This is a genomic window from Pantoea sp. X-Soil-TKNS-1279 (genome assembly GCF_059730565.1).
On the sequence record NZ_AP035950.1, the window covers coordinates 141,217 to 158,763 of the forward strand.

General features: G+C 53.0%; 18 protein-coding genes. 5 read left to right on the plus strand and 13 right to left on the minus strand.

The features are described 5' to 3' along the window. Nucleotides 1–187: 187 nt before the first annotated feature. Entirely contained in the window at nt 188–973 is a 786-nt protein-coding gene (locus AC6I8N_RS23995; RefSeq protein WP_497831174.1) for an SDR family oxidoreductase, read from the minus strand. A gap of 149 nt (nt 974–1,122) precedes the next feature. On the opposite strand from AC6I8N_RS23995, the gene AC6I8N_RS24000 reads away from it, so the two are divergent. Next, nucleotides 1,123–2,016, plus strand: a complete 894-nt coding sequence (locus tag AC6I8N_RS24000) for a LysR family transcriptional regulator (protein ID WP_497831175.1) — start codon at nt 1,123–1,125, stop codon at nt 2,014–2,016. Nucleotides 2,017–2,050: 34 nt separating this feature from the next. On the opposite strand, the gene AC6I8N_RS24005 is transcribed toward AC6I8N_RS24000, so the two are convergent. The 6 genes from AC6I8N_RS24005 to AC6I8N_RS24030 all read right to left on the minus strand — a co-directional run bounded on the left by AC6I8N_RS24005 (nt 2,051) and on the right by AC6I8N_RS24030 (nt 7,491). Beyond that, nucleotides 2,051–3,040 (minus strand): aldo/keto reductase, encoded by a 990-nt coding sequence (locus AC6I8N_RS24005; RefSeq protein ID WP_497831176.1) that lies wholly within the window; start codon nt 3,038–3,040, stop codon nt 2,051–2,053. A gap of 101 nt (nt 3,041–3,141) precedes the next feature. Further along, nucleotides 3,142–3,993, minus strand: coding sequence for an aldo/keto reductase (locus AC6I8N_RS24010; RefSeq protein WP_021185494.1), 852 nt, complete (start codon nt 3,991–3,993; stop codon nt 3,142–3,144). Nucleotides 3,994–4,118: 125 nt separating this feature from the next. Continuing rightward, the gene (locus AC6I8N_RS24015; RefSeq protein WP_497831177.1) at nt 4,119–4,862 is read right to left on the minus strand and encodes a carboxymuconolactone decarboxylase family protein; all 744 of its coding nucleotides are present in this window, start codon (nt 4,860–4,862) and stop codon (nt 4,119–4,121) included. Further along, nucleotides 4,840–5,307, minus strand: a complete 468-nt coding sequence (locus AC6I8N_RS24020; protein WP_208727144.1) for a (R)-mandelonitrile lyase — start codon at nt 5,305–5,307, stop codon at nt 4,840–4,842. Before AC6I8N_RS24020 ends, AC6I8N_RS24015 begins: the two co-directional genes overlap by 23 nt. Nucleotides 5,308–5,372: 65 nt before the next feature. After that, the gene (locus AC6I8N_RS24025; RefSeq protein WP_497831178.1) at nt 5,373–6,806 is read right to left on the minus strand and encodes a heavy metal sensor histidine kinase; all 1,434 of its coding nucleotides are present in this window, start codon (nt 6,804–6,806) and stop codon (nt 5,373–5,375) included. Further along, nucleotides 6,799–7,491: a heavy metal response regulator transcription factor gene (locus AC6I8N_RS24030; protein WP_021185498.1), complete on the minus strand. Its 693-nt coding sequence runs from the start codon at nt 7,489–7,491 to the stop codon at nt 6,799–6,801. Before AC6I8N_RS24030 ends, AC6I8N_RS24025 begins: the two co-directional genes overlap by 8 nt. A gap of 202 nt (nt 7,492–7,693) precedes the next feature. On the opposite strand from AC6I8N_RS24030, the gene AC6I8N_RS24035 reads away from it, so the two are divergent. Further along, a complete protein-coding gene (locus AC6I8N_RS24035; RefSeq protein WP_497831179.1) occupies nt 7,694–8,743 on the plus strand; it encodes an alpha/beta hydrolase in 1,050 nt (349 codons plus the stop codon). 138 nt (nt 8,744–8,881) lie between these two features. Here AC6I8N_RS24035 and AC6I8N_RS24040 read toward each other — a convergent pair whose 3' ends face one another. The 5 genes from AC6I8N_RS24040 to AC6I8N_RS24060 form a co-directional block, all read right to left on the minus strand. Continuing rightward, nucleotides 8,882–10,093 (minus strand): multidrug effflux MFS transporter, encoded by a 1,212-nt coding sequence (locus tag AC6I8N_RS24040; RefSeq protein WP_497831180.1) that lies wholly within the window; start codon nt 10,091–10,093, stop codon nt 8,882–8,884. Nucleotides 10,094–10,333: 240 nt separating this feature from the next. Next, on the minus strand, nt 10,334–11,362 hold the full coding sequence (locus AC6I8N_RS24045; protein ID WP_208727143.1) for a tyrosine-type recombinase/integrase: 1,029 nt from the start codon (nt 11,360–11,362) through the stop codon (nt 10,334–10,336). A gap of 350 nt (nt 11,363–11,712) precedes the next feature. Next, complete coding sequence (locus AC6I8N_RS24050; protein ID WP_208727142.1) at nt 11,713–12,105, minus strand: putative quinol monooxygenase; 393 nt, start codon at nt 12,103–12,105, stop codon at nt 11,713–11,715. 52 nt (nt 12,106–12,157) lie between these two features. Then, nucleotides 12,158–12,562: a nuclear transport factor 2 family protein gene (locus AC6I8N_RS24055; RefSeq protein WP_497831181.1), complete on the minus strand. Its 405-nt coding sequence runs from the start codon at nt 12,560–12,562 to the stop codon at nt 12,158–12,160. A 151-nt stretch (nt 12,563–12,713) separates the two neighbouring features. Further along, the gene (locus AC6I8N_RS24060) at nt 12,714–13,631 is read right to left on the minus strand and encodes a LysR family transcriptional regulator (protein ID WP_497831182.1); all 918 of its coding nucleotides are present in this window, start codon (nt 13,629–13,631) and stop codon (nt 12,714–12,716) included. A gap of 126 nt (nt 13,632–13,757) precedes the next feature. Between AC6I8N_RS24060 and AC6I8N_RS24065 the strand changes: the two genes are divergently transcribed. Beyond that, complete coding sequence (locus AC6I8N_RS24065; RefSeq protein ID WP_497831183.1) at nt 13,758–14,297, plus strand: VOC family protein; 540 nt, start codon at nt 13,758–13,760, stop codon at nt 14,295–14,297. A gap of 11 nt (nt 14,298–14,308) precedes the next feature. Then, nucleotides 14,309–14,764 (plus strand): nuclear transport factor 2 family protein, encoded by a 456-nt coding sequence (locus tag AC6I8N_RS24070; RefSeq protein ID WP_497831184.1) that lies wholly within the window; start codon nt 14,309–14,311, stop codon nt 14,762–14,764. 249 nt (nt 14,765–15,013) lie between these two features. On the opposite strand, the gene AC6I8N_RS24075 is transcribed toward AC6I8N_RS24070, so the two are convergent. Then, nucleotides 15,014–15,214 carry a hypothetical protein gene (locus AC6I8N_RS24075; protein ID WP_497831185.1) on the minus strand — a complete coding sequence of 67 codons (201 nt, stop codon included), beginning with the start codon at nt 15,212–15,214 and terminating at the stop codon, nt 15,014–15,016. 229 nt (nt 15,215–15,443) lie between these two features. Here AC6I8N_RS24075 and AC6I8N_RS24080 point away from each other — a divergent pair, with 229 nt between their 5' ends. Then, nucleotides 15,444–17,528, plus strand: coding sequence for an AAA family ATPase (locus AC6I8N_RS24080; RefSeq protein ID WP_497831186.1), 2,085 nt, complete (start codon nt 15,444–15,446; stop codon nt 17,526–17,528). Nucleotides 17,529–17,547: the final 19 nt, after the last annotated feature.

The window sequence follows — 17,547 nt, forward strand, 5'->3', positions numbered from 1 at the left end:
CTGGCAGGAAGTGAGGGAAAGCTACGCAGCTCTGACGTCTGGATAAGGTATGAACAGGAAAAATACCATGCCTTAAGCAAGGTTATTTGCACGAGTGAAGAGGATTAACGGTTGCTGAAGGACAACAGCATTCAGGCATCAGGTGCCTGAAGAGAAAGCGCTGCGCCCGGCAGCGATATAAAAAGGATCAGATTGATGCGGCTGGTTTTAAAAATAAATTTAATTCGTCAATAATGTATCCAGGTTCTTCCTCAAGCGGCATATTATGTAAATCTAAAATCCCTTCGTTTTTTCGTGGGTCATCAGCCAGCAAGGTGGCAAATAAAGGCGTAAGGTTATTTTGTTCTTCCCCGTGTTCTGCCACCAGTTCAAACGTTTTATTTATTGCGGCGTCACTGGTCAGGGCGCTAACCAAAACACGGGCGATTTGTGCGCGGGATATTACGCCATCTTCTGGTGTACCGGCATGGCGGCGGTCGCCCTGGAGCATGACGATGTGATGTTGATCAACATGGTTATAATCAAACCAGCCCGGTCTGACGATGGTATAAGGATGGCCACTTGCCCGGACCAACCGCTCGGCACGCCTTTTCCAGTCATGGACCTCTGTCTGCTGATTCCAGCTACCCAGCCGTTCGGTGACGCCAATGGTAGTCATTAACACGATACGCGCCTGCGTGCCGCGCAACCTTTGCAGGACATTACGCACTCCGCCATAATCAATTGCCCTGGCGCCGATACGTCCCTGCCCATCAGAACCCAGCGTAAAGATAACGGCATCAATATTCTCCGCCACGTCAGTTAATGTTTCGGGCTGAGACACATCGCCGTAGAATATGTCAGTGCCATGTGGGAGAAGTTTTACTTTGCGCTGATTCCTGATCAGTGCTCTGGGTTGGTGACCCATTTCTATTGCCATCTTCATTACATGAAGACCAATACTTCCGGTCGCCCCGGCAACAAGTATTTTCATGATAAACCTTCTGTTGCTTCAGATATATTTTCACTACAGATAGAATATCAACCATCATTGTTATCAGTAACGGGGTTAAAATGATTGTGTCTATGAACACCCCTCATAAATATGGTTTGTCGGGGCGGAGATGAATAAGGAAATAACCGATGCTTAAAGAAAACTTCAATGAATTGCAGATTTTCCTCGTGGTGGCAAGAGAGCGAAGTTTTACCAAAGCAGCCGCGAAATTGGGTGTTTCGCAGTCAGCTCTGAGCCATGCGATGAAAGCGCTGGAGGAGCGCCTGAACATCCGTCTGTTGACCCGTACCACGCGCAGCGTTGCGCCAACCGAGGTTGGCGAAAGAATAATTGCCTGCCTTGAGCCTCGTCTCGCCGATCTTGAGCAGGAACTGGCGTCGCTTATTCAACTGGGGGGCACTGCCTCAGGTAATATCCGCTTATCAGCCGGGGAGCACGCCGCACGCAGCCTGGTGTGGCCCAGGTTGAAATCCTTCCTCCGGGAATACCCGGAAATCAATGTCGAGCTGGTGGTGGATAACGGTTTTGTCGATATCGTGGAAGGGCGTTTTGATGCTGGCATCCGCCTTGGCGAAAGCGTTGATAAGGACATGATCGCCGTCAGGATTGGGCCGGATATGCGGATGGCGGTGGTTGGTTCACCGACCTATTTTGCCGCTAACCCGGCCCCCCACACGCCACATGAACTGCAAAATCATCGCTGTATCAATATGCGTTTGCCGACTGCGGGTGGGCTGTATCATTGGGAATTCGAGCGGGAAGGCAAACCGTTGCGTGTCAGAGTGGAAGGGCAACTGACGTTTAATCTGTTAGCGGAAAGAATCGATGCGGTATTGTCGGGATTCGGTATCGCCTGTGTGCCAGAGAATATGGTGCAGAACTTTATCAAATCAGGCGAACTGGTTCAGGTGTTGCAGGAGTGGTGTCCCTCTTTCGCCGGATACTACCTTTACTATCCCAGCCGCAAACAGCACCCGCCAGCCTTCGCGCTACTGATTGATGCACTTCGTTACTCGGAATAACAGGCCTGCGCTGAAAAGCAGGCCAGCTTCAGTCTTAGCGACCTACCCGGGACTGTAATGAGGCCGGATAACGTTCACCGACGATTTTCACTGTTTCGAGCGCCTGCGTGATTTTACCCAACTCATCCGACGCAAGGATAAGGTCTGCGGCCGCCAGATTCTCCTCCAGTCGGTGCAGTTTGGTCGTGCCGGGAATCGGTACAATCCACGGTTTTTGTGCCAGCAACCAGGCCAGGGCGATCTGAGCAGAACTGACGCCTTTTGCGGCGGCAAGCTCCGCCAACAATGCAACCAGCTTTTCATTGGCTGCGAGAGCTTCGGCAGCAAAACGTGGCACTTTGCTGCGGAAGTCATCCGCACCGAAAGTTGCCCCAGCCTTGATGGCACCGGTCAGGAAACCTTTACCTAACGGGCTGAATGGCACAAAACCAATGCCCAGCTCCTCCAGTAAAGGCAAGATTTCCTGTTCAGGCTCGCGCCACCACATCGAGTATTCGCTCTGCAAAGCGGCAACCGGTTGTACCGCATGCGCGCGACGAATGGTCTGCACACCGGCTTCGGACAGGCCGAAGTGTTTGACCTTACCTTCGGCAATCAGATCTTTCACCGTGCCCGCGACATCTTCAATCGGCACCTCAGGATCGACGCGATGTTGATATAGCAGATCAATCACGTCGGTGTTGAGGCGGCGTAATGATCCCTCAACGGCGGTACGAATGTGTTCGGGGCGGCTGTTTAAAATCTGCTGCTTGTTGTCATTACCGAAGGTAAAACCAAATTTGGTGGCGATGACTACACGGTCACGCAGCGGTGTTAAGGCTTCGCCCACCACTTCTTCGTTCAGATACGGGCCATACACTTCGGCGGTATCGAAAAACGTGACGCCCCGTTCTACCGCAGCACGAATAAGTTCAATCGCCTGACGGGTATCCGTAGCCGGGCCGTAGCCGTGGCTCAGTCCCATGCAACCCAGTCCAAGCGCCGATACTTCGAGTCCGGATTTACCGAGATAACGTTTTTGCATCAATCTGTTCCTCTTCAAGGCAATCATGTTTGCAAAAAATCGTAGCGGTGCGATTGTCCATCATCGGAAATGCGCGATAAATCACACCGCTACGGATGAATTTAAACGTCGAGTTTGCGGCCAGTCAGCCATTCCACCATCGCGGGGTCGCGATGTGAGAAAAATGCGCTGGTTGCGGTATCGAGCGCGGTAATTTGCTGCATGTCTTCCGCGCTGAGTTCGAAATCGAGGATATTGATATTTTCTGCCATGCGCTCTTTTCGCACTGATTTTGCCAGCGAAACGATGCCGCGCTGGAAGATCCAACGCAGGACCACCTGACCCACGCTTTTGCCATATTTGTTACCAATCGCCGTTAATACGGGATGCTGGAACAAACCGTTTCTCCCTTCGGCAAAAGGTGCCCAGGCTTCAGGCTGAATCCCACGGCTTTGCATCCACGGCGCTGCCTGTAGCTGCTGGGTAAAGGGGTTGACTTCAACCTGGTTGACAGCCGGCACAACCTTATTAAAGGCGATAAGATCAGCCAGTCGATCCGGGTGGAAGTTGCTCACACCAATCGCCCGGATTTTCCCTGCCTGTTGCAGTTCTTCCATAGCGCGCCAGGCACCGTGGACGTCACCGTAAGGCTGGTGAATCAGATACAGGTCAACATAATCCAGTTGCAGTCGATTCAGTGAGCGCTCGAACTGTGCCTTAGCACCGGCGTAATGGGTGTCCTGCAACCACAGTTTGGTGGTGACAAAGAGTTCATTGCGGGCGATGCCGCTTTGCTTCAGCGCATTCCCGACCTGGGTTTCATTCTGGTAGGAAGCCGCCGTATCAATCAGGCGATAACCGGTTTCGATAGCGTCAATCACCGCTCTTTCGCACTCGGCGGCATCCGTCATCTGGAATACACCAAAGCCCAACAGGGGCATGTCGATACCGTTGTTCAGTTTTACTGTTTGCATCAGGTTGTCCTTCAGATGTGCTTGTGTATCAAGCATAACGCAGCGAGATTTATTCGATTAGAGGGTGCAATCAGCTAGGGTTAATTAGCAGGGCTCATTAATACATGAGCCCTGCCTGTGGTGGTTCACGCTTTCGCCAGCGCTTGTTGCAGTGCGTTCCCCGCCCGCATCGCTGCGTCGGTTTCGCCGTGCTCACGCAGAAGCTGAACCAACTGGTGCAGTTGTCCTGCCGTCAGACCGACGCGCTGGCTGGCGCGCATATGGGATAACAATTGCGCCTCAACGCCGGGCGTGGCAGCTAATGCGCCCACCGTCGCCAGCTCGCGGCTTTGCCAGTCGAGGTTGTCACGGGCAAAAATGTCCCCGAACAGATGAGTTTGCAGGTACTGATTAATCACCGGCGCGAAATCAAATAACGGTCCCTGGACAGGTGCACCGGATATTTTGGTCTGATTGGCGGTACCAACGCGGCGCAGTTCATCCCCGACAGGAATGGTGCTGGCTGGCTCATTACCCGCCATATCGTGGACCCCGCGTTGTTGTCGCGTCTCAACCACCTTCATCAGGGCATTTAACGCATTTAAACTGCGCGGAAAGCCGGTGTAGGCATACAGCTGAACCAGGACTTCTTTGATTTCGTTGACCGTCAGCCCGGCGTCCAGCCCCTGATTAAGCGCGGCATCGAGTTTTTCCATCTGGCTGGTTGCCATATACGCAGCAATCAATGGGATGGCCTGCTGGCGTGCCGACAACGTGGGTGATTCTTCATCCGTGCCGGTTGTCGCTGGTGCAGCATGGACCGTGAGACTGCAACCCAGCATCAGCAGGAGCGCCGCAATCAAGACCTTAATGGGCGTGGTATTGTTCATCCGTCACTTTCTCCATCCAGTTAACGTTGGTTCCATTTACCCTCCCGGTTATCGCCAGATGTGTCATGGCACTGCCCGGGGCTGCGCCATGCCAGTGTTTGACGCCAGGCGGGCAGAAGACGACATCGCCAGGGCGAATGATCTGTATCGGCTGGCCCTCCTGCTGCGTCAGACCCACACCGGCAGTGACAATCAACCGTTGACCTGCCGGATGTGTATGCCAGGCGGAACGTGCGCCTGGTTCAAAGGTGACATACGCCCCCGAAACCTCGATGCCGTGATCAGGCTGAAATAACGGATCAACCCGGACGCGTCCGGTAAAGTTCTCCGCTGGCCCATACAGGGCGTTTTGACTTCCGGCAGGGGCGATGATTTGCGCCTCAGCCGCGAATGCAAGAGTGAAGAAGGGCAGTAACAGCCCGAGGTAACGTTTTTTTCCGGTCATGCTGCGCGTCCTTTTCATTGATGAAGGGGAGAGTCAGCCATGATATTAACGAGGGTAAAATGTCGTCAGACTGACGCTTCCCTGACAATTTTGTCAGTTGGGCATCTGGCAAGTGACTGGGGATCCGTTTGCATGGCAAAGGTCAACCCAAAGGTATTCATGCCTTCTTCACTGCGTGCAAAGACCTCCCCCCGATGCATAATCGCCACGGCGCGAACGATCGACAATCCCAGTCCGTGATGGGTATCGCTGCGGGTGCGGGAGGCGTCGGCCCGATAAAAACGTTCAAAAAGGCGAGGCAACTGATCGGGTGCGATGGGGGCACCCGGATTGGAAACTGCAACCCTGGCCTGATTATTTTTCTGGCTTAACCGGACAATCACCTGGCTGTTGGCTGGGGCATGTCTGGCGCTATTTTCCAGTAAATTGGCCAGCGAACGATGAAATAAACGCCGGTCAATCTCGACCGTGACATCACCCTGTACATCCAGAGAAAGGTGTTTTTCCGCGAATGAGGGTTCAACGTATTCGGCTGTTTTCAGCGTTTCTGCGCGCAGGGACACCTGCGTGAGCTGCGCAGCATGTTCACCGGCGTGAGCATGGGACAGAAACAGCATGTCATTAACGATCGAGGCCATGCGCTCAAGTTCTTCAAGGTTTGAGCCAAGTAACTCTTCCAGCTCATCATGTGAACGTCGGCGTGAAAGCCCCAGTTGCGTTTGACCAATCAGGTTGGTGAGCGGAGTGCGAAGTTCATGGGCGACATCCGCGTTAAAATTTTCGAGCTGCCGCCAGGCAACCTCCTGACGCGCCAACACGCCGTTGAATGAAGACGCCAGTTGCTGCAACTCTCCGGGTAAGGCGGTGGTATCCAGCCGTTGACCATGATCGCCCGGCGCGAGCCGTTGCGCCTGTCTGCTTAACGTTCCCACCGGACGCAGACCAATTCTTGAGACGCCATAACCCAGCAACGCGACGATCACTACGCCCACCACGGCGATAATCAACAACGTGCGGGTGAACGCATCCAGCGTGCCCATGTAGGGCGTAGAGTCGATGGCAACGATGTAGCGCAACGTCGGTCGTTCACCATTGGCAGGGAGGGTTTTGACCAACAGAAAAAGCGAGCAGCCCTCTTCCGAGGCGCCGGGCATCTTGTTAAAACCTTCCTGCAAAGATGACCACTGCACCCCCACCGGTGGCTCGCCACCGACATTAAAGCGCGGGTCTGCGCTGACTATCCAGTAGCGCACGCGCTCCCCTTCAGAATTGGTTAATACGGTGAATTTATTCGCCAGCCCAGACCAGTCATGCGCGGAGGTTCGCGCGGTGATCCACGGGCTCATTAAGGACTCCCGAAATAACAGCTCGTTATGCATCTGTTTTTGCAACGACTCATGCAACGAGCCGCGCAACAAAATGCCAATCACAGCGACAATCATCAGGGCGGATAACGCAAACATCAGCGCAAGATGGAGCGAAAGAGAACGTTTAAACATGCTGCTCTCCATGCCTGACTTCAAGCACATAGCCCATACCGCGCACGGTATGCAGTAACCTGAGCGCAAACGGCGTATCAACTTTGGCGCGCAAGCGTTTAATCGCCACCTCAACCACGTTAGCGTCGCTGTCAAAATTCATGTCCCATACCTGTTCGGCGATCATCATCTTCGACAAAATCTCCCCCTGATGGCGGGCCAGCAGACTCAGTAAAGCAAACTCTTTCGCCGTCAGTTCCAGCCGGATACCCGCGCGAAATACCCGTCTGGACAGCAAATCTAACTGCAAATCATGAATTTGCAGCTGGGTGATATCGGTGCCATCGGTTGAACGGCGACGAACCAGCGCCTGAATGCGGGCGACTAACTCAATAAGTGAGAAGGGCTTAGGGAGATAATCATCCGCGCCAAGCCGCAGTCCTTTCACGCGTTCATCAACCGAACCGCGGGCAGATAACATCAACACCGGCGTCTGTTTACTGGCGCGCACACCTTCCAGTACCCGGTAGCCATCCATTCCGGGCAGCATCACATCGAGGATTATCGCGTCGTAGTCAAACTCCAGCGCATAATGCAGCCCTTCAGCGCCATTGGCCGAAACGTCTACCGTGAACCCGGACTCGCCCAAAGCACGACGAAGATAGGTTGAGGTTTTTTCTTCATCTTCGACTAACAACAGGCGCATAACGCTTCTTCCTCTTGAACATAATGGGGGCCATTCTGCTGCTGACTTGCCAACATCACGCTGACGATTTTCTGACAGCGCTGTCAGCAAGCATGATTTTCCTGACAAAAATGTTATTTCCCCGTCACCCTGCTGACAGTCCTGTCTGCCTAATCTGGCCGCGCATATTTGCTATCGCGAGCCAGATAAAACGGGAGATACCATGAAATTTACGCTTTTAAATGCAATGCTGATTACCGCAATGGCCAGCGTCACCGCTGTGCATGCGGCTGATTACAAGAAGAATCCGTTCACCCTCGTCTATGACGGCGCGATCACCGAGAACGTCGAGGGAAAGGTCAATATTCATCCGGTGAAATATGATCTTCATGACATTCAGATCGCCGCGAATGTCTACACACCGACCGATTACGATCCTGCAAAAAAATATCCGGCGGTGGTGGTGGCTCACCCGAATGGCGGCGTCAAAGAGCAGGTTGCCGGGTTATATGCTCAACGTCTGGCCGAGCACGGATACATCACCATCACCGCCGATGCGGCTTATCAGGGAGCCAGTGGGGGGATGCCCCGTAGCGTTGATAAACCGGCTAACCGCATTGAGGATATTCACGGTATGGCTGACTACATCAGCCAGTACCCTGGGGTGGATAACACGCGCATTGGCTTGCTGGGCATTTGTGGTGGCGGTGGTTATTCCTTAAAAGCCGCGCAGACTGATAAGCGGTTTAAGGCGTTGGCAACCCTGAGCATGTTTGACTCTGGTCGTGTGCGCCGTAATGGGTATCAGGACTCGCAGATTGCCACCATCCAGACACGCCTGAAGCAAGCCAGCGATGCACGCGCGCAAGAAGCCGCAACGGGGGAAGTCAGTTATTCCGGCGATGCCAACCTGACCGATGAACAGATCGCGAAACTGCCGTTTGATCTCTACCGTCAGGGTTACGAGTATTACTGGAAAACCCATGCTCACCCGAACTCAACGTTTCGCTATACCACCAGCAGCCTGGTGGATTTGATGAGTTTCGATGCGCAAAGCAATATGGATCTCATCAATCAGCCGCTGTTAATGATGGCCGGTACGAAAGCGGATTCGCGTTACATGACCGAAAGTGCCTTCAAAATGGCCAGCGGAACGCAAAATAAAGAACTGTTTCTGATTGATGGTGCAACGCATATCGAAACTTACTGGGTACCACGCTACGTTGACCAGGCGATGAGCAAGTTAGATACCTTCTTCGATAAGAATATTTAAACCGCTTTCCTGATGCCCGTAGCGGCGCGATTTATCGCGCTGCTACGGACAGATTAACCTGGTGGGCACTAAAGATAATTGCGCCTGGTGAATAGAGGTTATGAGAATAATTCATCAATAACGCCAGGCGCGGCACAGTCACAGGCGTTCTTTTTGCGCCTGAACCGTCAGAATTATTAAGGCGCTGGCGAGCGTAAACACGGCGATGATCCAGCTCATGGTCCAGGGGGTGCCATCGCTAAACAATGCCAGTAACAGCGAAGAGATGATCCCGCTGCCGTACTGCAATGAACCCATCAGCGCAGATGCCGAGCCTGCCGCATTGGGTACGGCATCCAGCGCGCAGGCCGTTGACGTTGCGGCGATGATGCCATTCATCGAGAAGAACACAAACACCGTCGCGACGATGATGCCCATTCCGCCGATACCCAACCCGCTTGCGACAGCAAGGACTATGGCCGCAAGGGCCGCGACGGAGACGGCAACTTTTAACAATGCTTCCAGTGGAAAGCGGTGCACCAGGCGGCGATTCACCATGCTGACCGCCATCAATCCAACGATATTGACGGCAAACAGCCACCCGTAATGTTGTGGGTCAACACCAAAGAAAGTGATGTAAACAAATGGGGAGCCGGTGATAAAGGCATAAGCAGCGATGTAGTAGAACGTCAGACAAAGCGTAAAACGCATATATCTGGCGTTAGTCAGTAAGGCGTAGTAATTGCCAAAGGCGCGGGATACGGACGTCGCTGATCGTTTTTCTTCCGCTAAGGTTTCCGGTAGCCACAACAACGAAAACAGCATGAACGCCCCGATAAGGGCGAGCAGCCAAAAAATGGCATGCCATGATGTCACCTTAATCATTTGGCCGCCCAGCAGCGGTCCGGCGATTGGCGCTATCGCCATGATGATCATCAGGGTGGAAAGCATTTGCGCGGCACGCGTACGGCTAAACAGATCGCGGATCATCGCACGCGCCAGCATTGGACCGGTACAGGCACCTAAAGCCTGAAAAACACGCCAGAAGACGATTTGACCGATATCGGTTGATAATGCACAACCCACTGAGCCGATCACAAACAAAACCATACCGATGAACAGTGGCAGGCGTCGCCCGTAGCGATCGCTGATCGGCCCCCAAATCAACTGTGCGATGCTAAAGCCGATCAAAAATCCGGTGATAGTTAGCTCGGCATTTCCCCGCAGATCCTTTGCCATGACGGGCATCGCGGGAAGGTAGATATCGGTTGATAAAGAGGTGACAGCCATTAATGCGCTGAGAATAAGAACGAATGCCAGGCTGGCTTTATTAACCGTCGCTGACTGCGTTCGTGCCTGTAAATTAAGCATGATGACCCGTCTGGATATAAGAAGATGCGAGCATGTTAACGGGTTTATGCAGTGAGATAATGTCAGGTAACGGGATAGGGATTATGAGTTTTTTTCATTAATCTCAGTGAGACGAGCTGGCGGGTTGTAGTAGTGGTGGGATTGCTGCGCATATGTTTAAAATAATGGTTTATTTAAACATATCATCGAAAAGCCCTCCCACTCTCCACCAATCCTGCACCAGAATGCATAGTGGAGAGTTTATTCATCATCTTCCATCAACCCGATCATCGCCCCTTTGTGGGCTTCAACCATGCGTATATAACGCATGACGGTTTCCGTTCGGGTCCAGGTGCCTTCCTGCATAATCTGCGCTACCGAAAATCCTTTTCTTGCCATGTCCTGAGCAGCACCCACGCGGGCGCTGTGGCCGCTCCATCCGGCATACCGACCTTTATTGGTTCTGCTGCGAGCCACAACACCCACTGCATTCCGTGCGCGAAGAAAGATTTCCTCGAGGCAGGGGGTACTCATCGGTGCCAATCTCGGTTTCGTCACGCAATTGGCGCGGTGAACCGGACAAAAAATCATAGCATCCGGTTCACCGCTCAGTCCGGCAGCGATAAGCCATTCCGTCAGGCGCTGGCTTGACTGCCGACTCAACGCCTTCACGATGCCGCCGGACTGAACGATGGTTTTAGTCCAGGCCACGTCGAGAATAATGCGGCCATCAGCCGCGCGTGAAATATCGCGTACCCGCAGGCGGGATAATTCGCTGAGACGAAGCAGCGTGCTGTAGGCAATATGCATAAAGGCAAGGTCACGCAACTGTTGTAGCCGAGGGGAGCCCTGCCAGGCTGCATCGAGTTTTTTCAGGTCCTGTCGGCAGAAGGGCACGGCCTGCCCGGTGCGCTCACCCGCGATAACGGCCGCGCGATTGATTTTCTTAACCACACGAAACACATCGGGAGAAACGTTCGGCGGCACCAGCCCCGCGTTACGGTGTAACATTGAGATCAGCGCTGCATGGGTGGCAATGGTGGAAGACGCGCGACCAGCGGATTGCAGATGCAGTAAATAATCCCGCAAGTCTTCCGGTGTCATGGGCAAAAAAGAGCGGCGGTTTTCTTCAGCCCAGCGCCAACAGATCCGCATGACGCTGAGCAGTTGCCGCCAGGTGTTAGAGGAAAAAGCCTCACGATCGCGAACGAAAGCAGCCAGCCTGGCTGAAATATCGTCGTTGGTGCTGAAGGGTTGTAGCAACGGGTTTGCGACGGTGATTTCGGTCATTTTTGTTCAGTTTCCATCCGTTACCGGTAAGATCGCGCTACGTGAAATCTGGCAAAAGCGCAGGGGAGTTATACGTCAGATTTCACGTACGAGCGCCTGATTTTTATACGGGTTTTCTGTTACCGAGTCCCCACAACCGTACGTCAGCTGCCGGACAGAAGAGGAAACTGATAATACAGGCTTTCGTGACCTAATATAAGTGTAATTATATTAGGTTAGAGAATCGAGAGAGATTATCGGTGTCTCAGTGAGAATCTGGCAAATCAATCAGTGCAAAAACCATTCGGTCAGTAGAGGGGGTCTACTGACCGACGCTTCGGAGACTTAACCGCGAAAACGGATCTTACGTGTCACGATGAAACCTTTCCCCGAGGATCATCAATGTGCTGTTTCGCCACGTCATAACGGATGCCTTCGCGATGCAGAATACGCACGTTTTTAACCACCGTTGCCAGCGCCTGTAAAAACGTTGCTGAATGTTCATGTCGCTCATAGGCTTCAATATCGGCCCAGCCCTCGGACAGATGGAAGGCATCCGGGTTTACCAGGTCTTGCGAAAATGCATAGAAAACGCAACCGGGCAGTTGTTGTGCCGCCTGCATTTCAGGCTTCACCGCATCGATAAACGTTTGGCGGTCATCCGGGTGCACGCGATAGTAAGCGCTGACAATGATTTCGGTAGCTTGCGTTTTGTCATGGTCGCCCGCAGACGAGATACATGCATCGGGGGTATTTACACTCATTTTGCTCTCCAGAAATTCGCTGATGTTTGATGTCATTACCTTAACAACGCATTCAGGCAGGCTGATCGCCGTTAAACGCGCGCCAGGCGGCGAGCGTATCCAGTGATTCACGCAGTAACTTTATTTTTCCCTCTTCTGCCACCAGGCGTCCGGCATAGGTTTGTTTATACAAACGATCAGTGCCGGTTATTGCCGCTTCGACGCTGTATTCACCGAATGCCTGCGTCGGGGTATCGATAAAAAACTGGATATTACGGAAGCGAAAATCAGACACCTTTTTCAACAATCCGGCGATAAACGCCGCAATTTCCTGTGGCCCCTGGACCCGATGTGGTAGCCCCAGCGTCTGGAGGTAAGGTAATTCCAGCACGCCATCTGCGGCAAAAAGCGCGGCGGCAGCATGGGGATCCTGAATATTGTCGAGGTAGTTCTGAAGTAATTGCACGGCGGTTTTCATGATGAAAGCTCCTGTCATTGTCGGTGCCAGACCGTATCGTTGGCGTGCAGCAACAATAAACAAACTCAGGAACTCGCAAAATAGCAAAGAATGAAATCCATCATTTCAAAATTGCAATGATGGATAACCGATCAGGACGGCTTAACGATGCTCAGACGGGCCAGCGCCATGCGGGTTCGCTGAGGTGCCGGGCAAAAAAGTCAGACAGTACCCTGACCTTTAACGGGCGACTGCGCGCGGTGGGTGTCACAAAGTACAGTCCTCCCTGTGTCATCGACCACTGATCAAGCAGATGAACCAGACGACCCTCTCTCAGATATTCGGCCGCGATAAACTCCGGCAATTCAGCAATACCCAAACCGGCCAACAGGGGAGGAAGCAGAGCATCTGAATTTGTCACCCGCAACGGGCCATTCGGCACAATATCTTCCTGGGTGCCAGATGTATGGGTAAAGCGCCAGACCTGGCTGCGCGCCCGCCAGGCATAGCTGAAACAGGCTCGGCCAGACAGTTCGCGGGGATGTTGTGGCGCACCGTGCTCAGCAAGATAGGCCGGAGAGGCCACCAGATACTGCGTTACCGCACAAAATTTGCGAGCCACCAGGGAGGAATCCGGCAGCGCCGCAATGCGCAATGCAGCGTCAAAGCCTTCGGCAATCAGATCGACTGACGCATCGGACAGATGAAGGTCCACGCTGAGTTCGGGAAATTGACGAATCAGTTCAGGCAGTAGCGGTGCAACCCAACGTAATCCGAATGACATCGGCACTGCCAGTCTCACCTGACCGCGAGGTTGCACCGACAGTTCATGGGCCTCACTTTCGACTTCTTCAGCCTGGCGATACATTTCCGACGCCCTGGCGGCCATGCTTTGTCCAAATTCGGTCAGGGCCAACTGCCGCGAGGTGCGGTTGAATAGTCTGCCCCCCAGACGTTCTTCAAGTCGCGCCACGGCGCGCGACACCGTGGGCACCGACACCCCCATCAAACGGGCGGCGGCGGCGAAGGAACCTTCCTCGGCCACCTTTGCAAACATCGCGAGTCCTTCAAAATCAGGAAATCTGGTCATTTCAATTCTGCAATGATGAGTTTCAAATCATTCTATTTTGAAAATCATCTCAGGTCGATAAGCTTCTTCCATCGCGGCAACCCACACTGCCGCTCACGACAACTATCTGATAACAGGGAAATTCAAATGAAAACTCACCGCATCGCTTCCACGTTGTTCGCTTCCACATTATTACTGGGGGCCGTCAGTCTGTCTGCCTCAGCAGCGCCGACAGTGAGCATTTCCGGCGTTGACCATGCGGGCATCAACGTGCCGGATCTGGCTAAGGCGATAACGTTTTTCCAGACCACCTTTGGTGCGAAGGTGGAATCCGACATCACTCCCGGTGCGATTCCGGATGCGTGGAAAATGGCGTTTAACTGGCGTAAATCCAGCGAGCTGAAGCGCTTTGTCATGATGCGCCTGCCAGATGGCACAGGGGTGGAGCTCTTCCAGTACAGCGGTAAGCAAATCGATCACCACCACCCACATCAGGATGATGACGCAGCAACCCATATCGCGTTACGCACCCAGGATGTCCAGTCCAGTTATGACGCGATCAAAAAAGCGGGCCTGACAACCCTGAATGAACCGGTTACCAATGCCGACGGCACCCAATGGTTCTACTTTTTGACGCCGTGGGGATCGCAAATTGAGCTGGTGGGCAAAGTGAAAAAGGCCGTCTGACAGGGGAAAACATGAAAACGTCAATCACCAAAGGTCTGTTGCTGGCTGCACTGCTGGCAACCACAACGGCCTCATTCGCGGAGAACAGCACCATGAACATGAACACCACTCAGGCTGCACCTGCGGGCCTGCAACAGCTTATCGATCGCCATTTCGCGATATGGAACAATCCCGATGCCGTTGAGCGAGCCAAAGGATTCGCCGACGTCTACACAGCGGATTTTTTTGTCGCCGATTACGATGGTTTGTCTGCGGGCGTGGAACGCGTCAATGCCGCCATTAATAAGGTGCAGTCGCAACATCCCGGCTTTATCTTTACCCCGGCACCGGTGGAGTGGAACCACGGCATAGCCCGGGTTACCTGGGGCTATGGCCCCAAAGACAACCCGTATCTGGTACGCGGCGAAGATGTCTTTACCGTCAGTCACGGCAGGCTGGCGAGTGCGCGGGTTTTTCTTAGTAAATAATCCGCATTGTTAAAACGGTAATTGGCGTAGCGGCGCGATTTATCGCGCATCATCCAGCGATGGTGACGTAAAACCCGCGCGATAAATCGCGCCGCTACGGGTGGGGTGTAGGTTTGAGGTCAATCGGATATCACATTTAACATAAGATACATTTCGCGATCCGAGATATGGAGGCAAAACTGACCTGGCCGTATCTCCCCTGATATCAACGCGTTACTTGCTACTTGCTACTTGCTACTTGCAGGTCAGTCAACTGCGATGACTCTGCACAAGTTGTATGGGTTCTTCGTATTTGCCAGCCATTTTTTCGCGATGAGGTATCGCTTCCACCACATTTCTCTTCTCGGTGATCTGCGAGGCGAGAGCATCAAAAGAGACTGAACTCACAATGGGATCTTTCATGTGATTGATGTAGATGTAGGTTTTGTCGCCATCGCCTTTAACATACATTACTGATTCTTTTTTTATCAGGTACTTACACCCGCCAACCGCATTTATATAAAGCATAAATTCAACTTCGAAGGGAAACGAACAGTGAGATTATTCCTAATGCCGTCAAATGGATATGATCCTGCATAATCTTTTCGTTTTCTTTAAAAATGAACTCAGCAAAGAAAAATCGCCTGCGACACAAGTTGTCATATCGGGGAGGACAATTGGCGTTTTAAAGGAGAGAACCATGCTAAACGCCAAAATGATTGAACAGCAACCGACCCCGGAAAACCAACACACTCTCGAACTGTGGATCTATCGTCTGTTATTCCGCCTGGGTACCCATAAGCAATTTATCACCCAGCATGGCTTCAGCCATCCGGCATTAGCGGAATTTTTCCATCTCACCCACTATCAGGATCACGAATTTACGCCGCAGTTACAGCAATCGATTTTGCGGGAACTCCGTCTGCGTCATGCTGAACGGGAACAACAATTCGACTCATCCCCCTTTTCGGTCTTTCAACAGGCGGTAGCCACCTTAGCCAGCCGCATTGAACTGAATGCGGCTGAAAGCGCCATTCTGGCATTCACATTACAACTCCATCAGGAACGCTTGCTGGATGAAACTGCGGACTGGCTAGGGTTGGTGACCCCGGTCAATGTGTACCGAATCCTGGCGACTTTGCTCGATTTCCCGGAAAGCGAGATGCGTGCTGCGCTTGGTGCCGACAGTTTATTGATGCAAACCGGCTTGATCAGCCTGGAAACCAGCGGCTCGCACTCGCTGCGTAGTAAGCTCGAACCCTTTTCACCCACGCTGTGTGAACGCTTGTATGCCGGTGAGACCGAGCCTGCCAGATTATTGCAGGGCATCATTACACGCTGTGAGCCTGCACAGCTCAGCTTCAATGATTACGCCCATCTGCCTGCGGTTAACGTGGTGCGCCAGTGGCTGGATGTTGCGCTGCAATCAGGTCGGGTGGGGGTCAATATTCTGATCCACGGTCAACCCGGCACCGGGAAAAGCCAGCTTTGTCGCCTGCTGGCAGATGAACTGGACAGTACGATTTATGAAGTGGCCAGCGAAAATGCGGCCCTGCGCCCGATTCAGGGTAGCCGCCGCTTGCACGCCTGTCGGGGAGCGCAACGTTTCTTTCGTGGCGAGAAAGCCCTTGTCTTGCTCGATGAGGCGGAAGATGTGTTTATGGAAAGCGCGGGAACTTTCAGTGGGCTGTCACAACCGGTACCAAAGGCGTGGATTAATCGTTTGCTGGAAGAGAACGCCGTCCCGACGTTATGGGTGTCCAACGATATCAGCGTCATGGACCCGGCGTTTATTCGCCGCTTTGATATCGTGGTTGAGTTGACCTCTCCCCCCCTGCAACAACGGGAAACCCTGCTTCAGGAAACCTGCGGCACCCTACTCACCCCTGGCGAAATTTCTCAGTTGGCCAGCACGCCGTGGCTGACACCTGCGGTAGTGGAGCGCGCCGGAACAGTCATGACCACCCTTAGCGCCACATTGCCGGACGAAAAGGCCAATGAATCTTTAATCTATTTAATCAATAACACCCTAAAGGCTCAGGGTCATGCGCCGATAAGACCAACAAGTAAAGCCAGCAAACCTGCCGTTTATGATATCGCGTTTATTAACAGTGATATCTCACTTGGCGCGGTAACGACCAACCTTTCGCCGCATGATTCGGCGCGCTTTTGTCTGTATGGCCCGCCGGGAACCGGTAAAACAGCCTGGGCGCAGTGGTTAGCCACTCAGTTGGCATTGCCGTTGATGGCGAAAACACCGTCGGATTTTTTGGGCCGCTATGTGGGTGAGATCGAACAGAATATTGCGGCGATTTTTGAACAGGCCAGACGCGATAAGGCTGTGCTGCTGATTGATGAGATCGACAGTTTTCTCGCGACTAGGGATGGCTGTCAGCATCGTTGGGAGGTGAGTTGCGTGAACGAAATGCTCAGTCAGATCGCGCACTTTGACGGGATTTTAATCACTACCACCAACCGTTTTGAGGTGCTGGACGCCGCAGCCTTGCGCCGTTTTGATCTCAAGGTCCGGTTTAATTATCTCTGCGATTACCAGTCCGTGGCTCTGTTGAATCTTTACTGCGACAAGTTACAGCTGGGGGAAGCGTCTTCTGCGGCGGTCACTGCTTTAACCAAATTATACGAATTGACCCCGGGAGACTTTTGCGCGGTGGCGCGCCAACACAGCATCACCCCCTTTAGCTCCGCGAGTGATTTTGTTACCGCGCTGAAAACGGAATGCTGGCTCAAAAAACGCGATAAGCCGGCGATTGGTTTTTTGCATTAAACCGCGCCGGATAAATAAC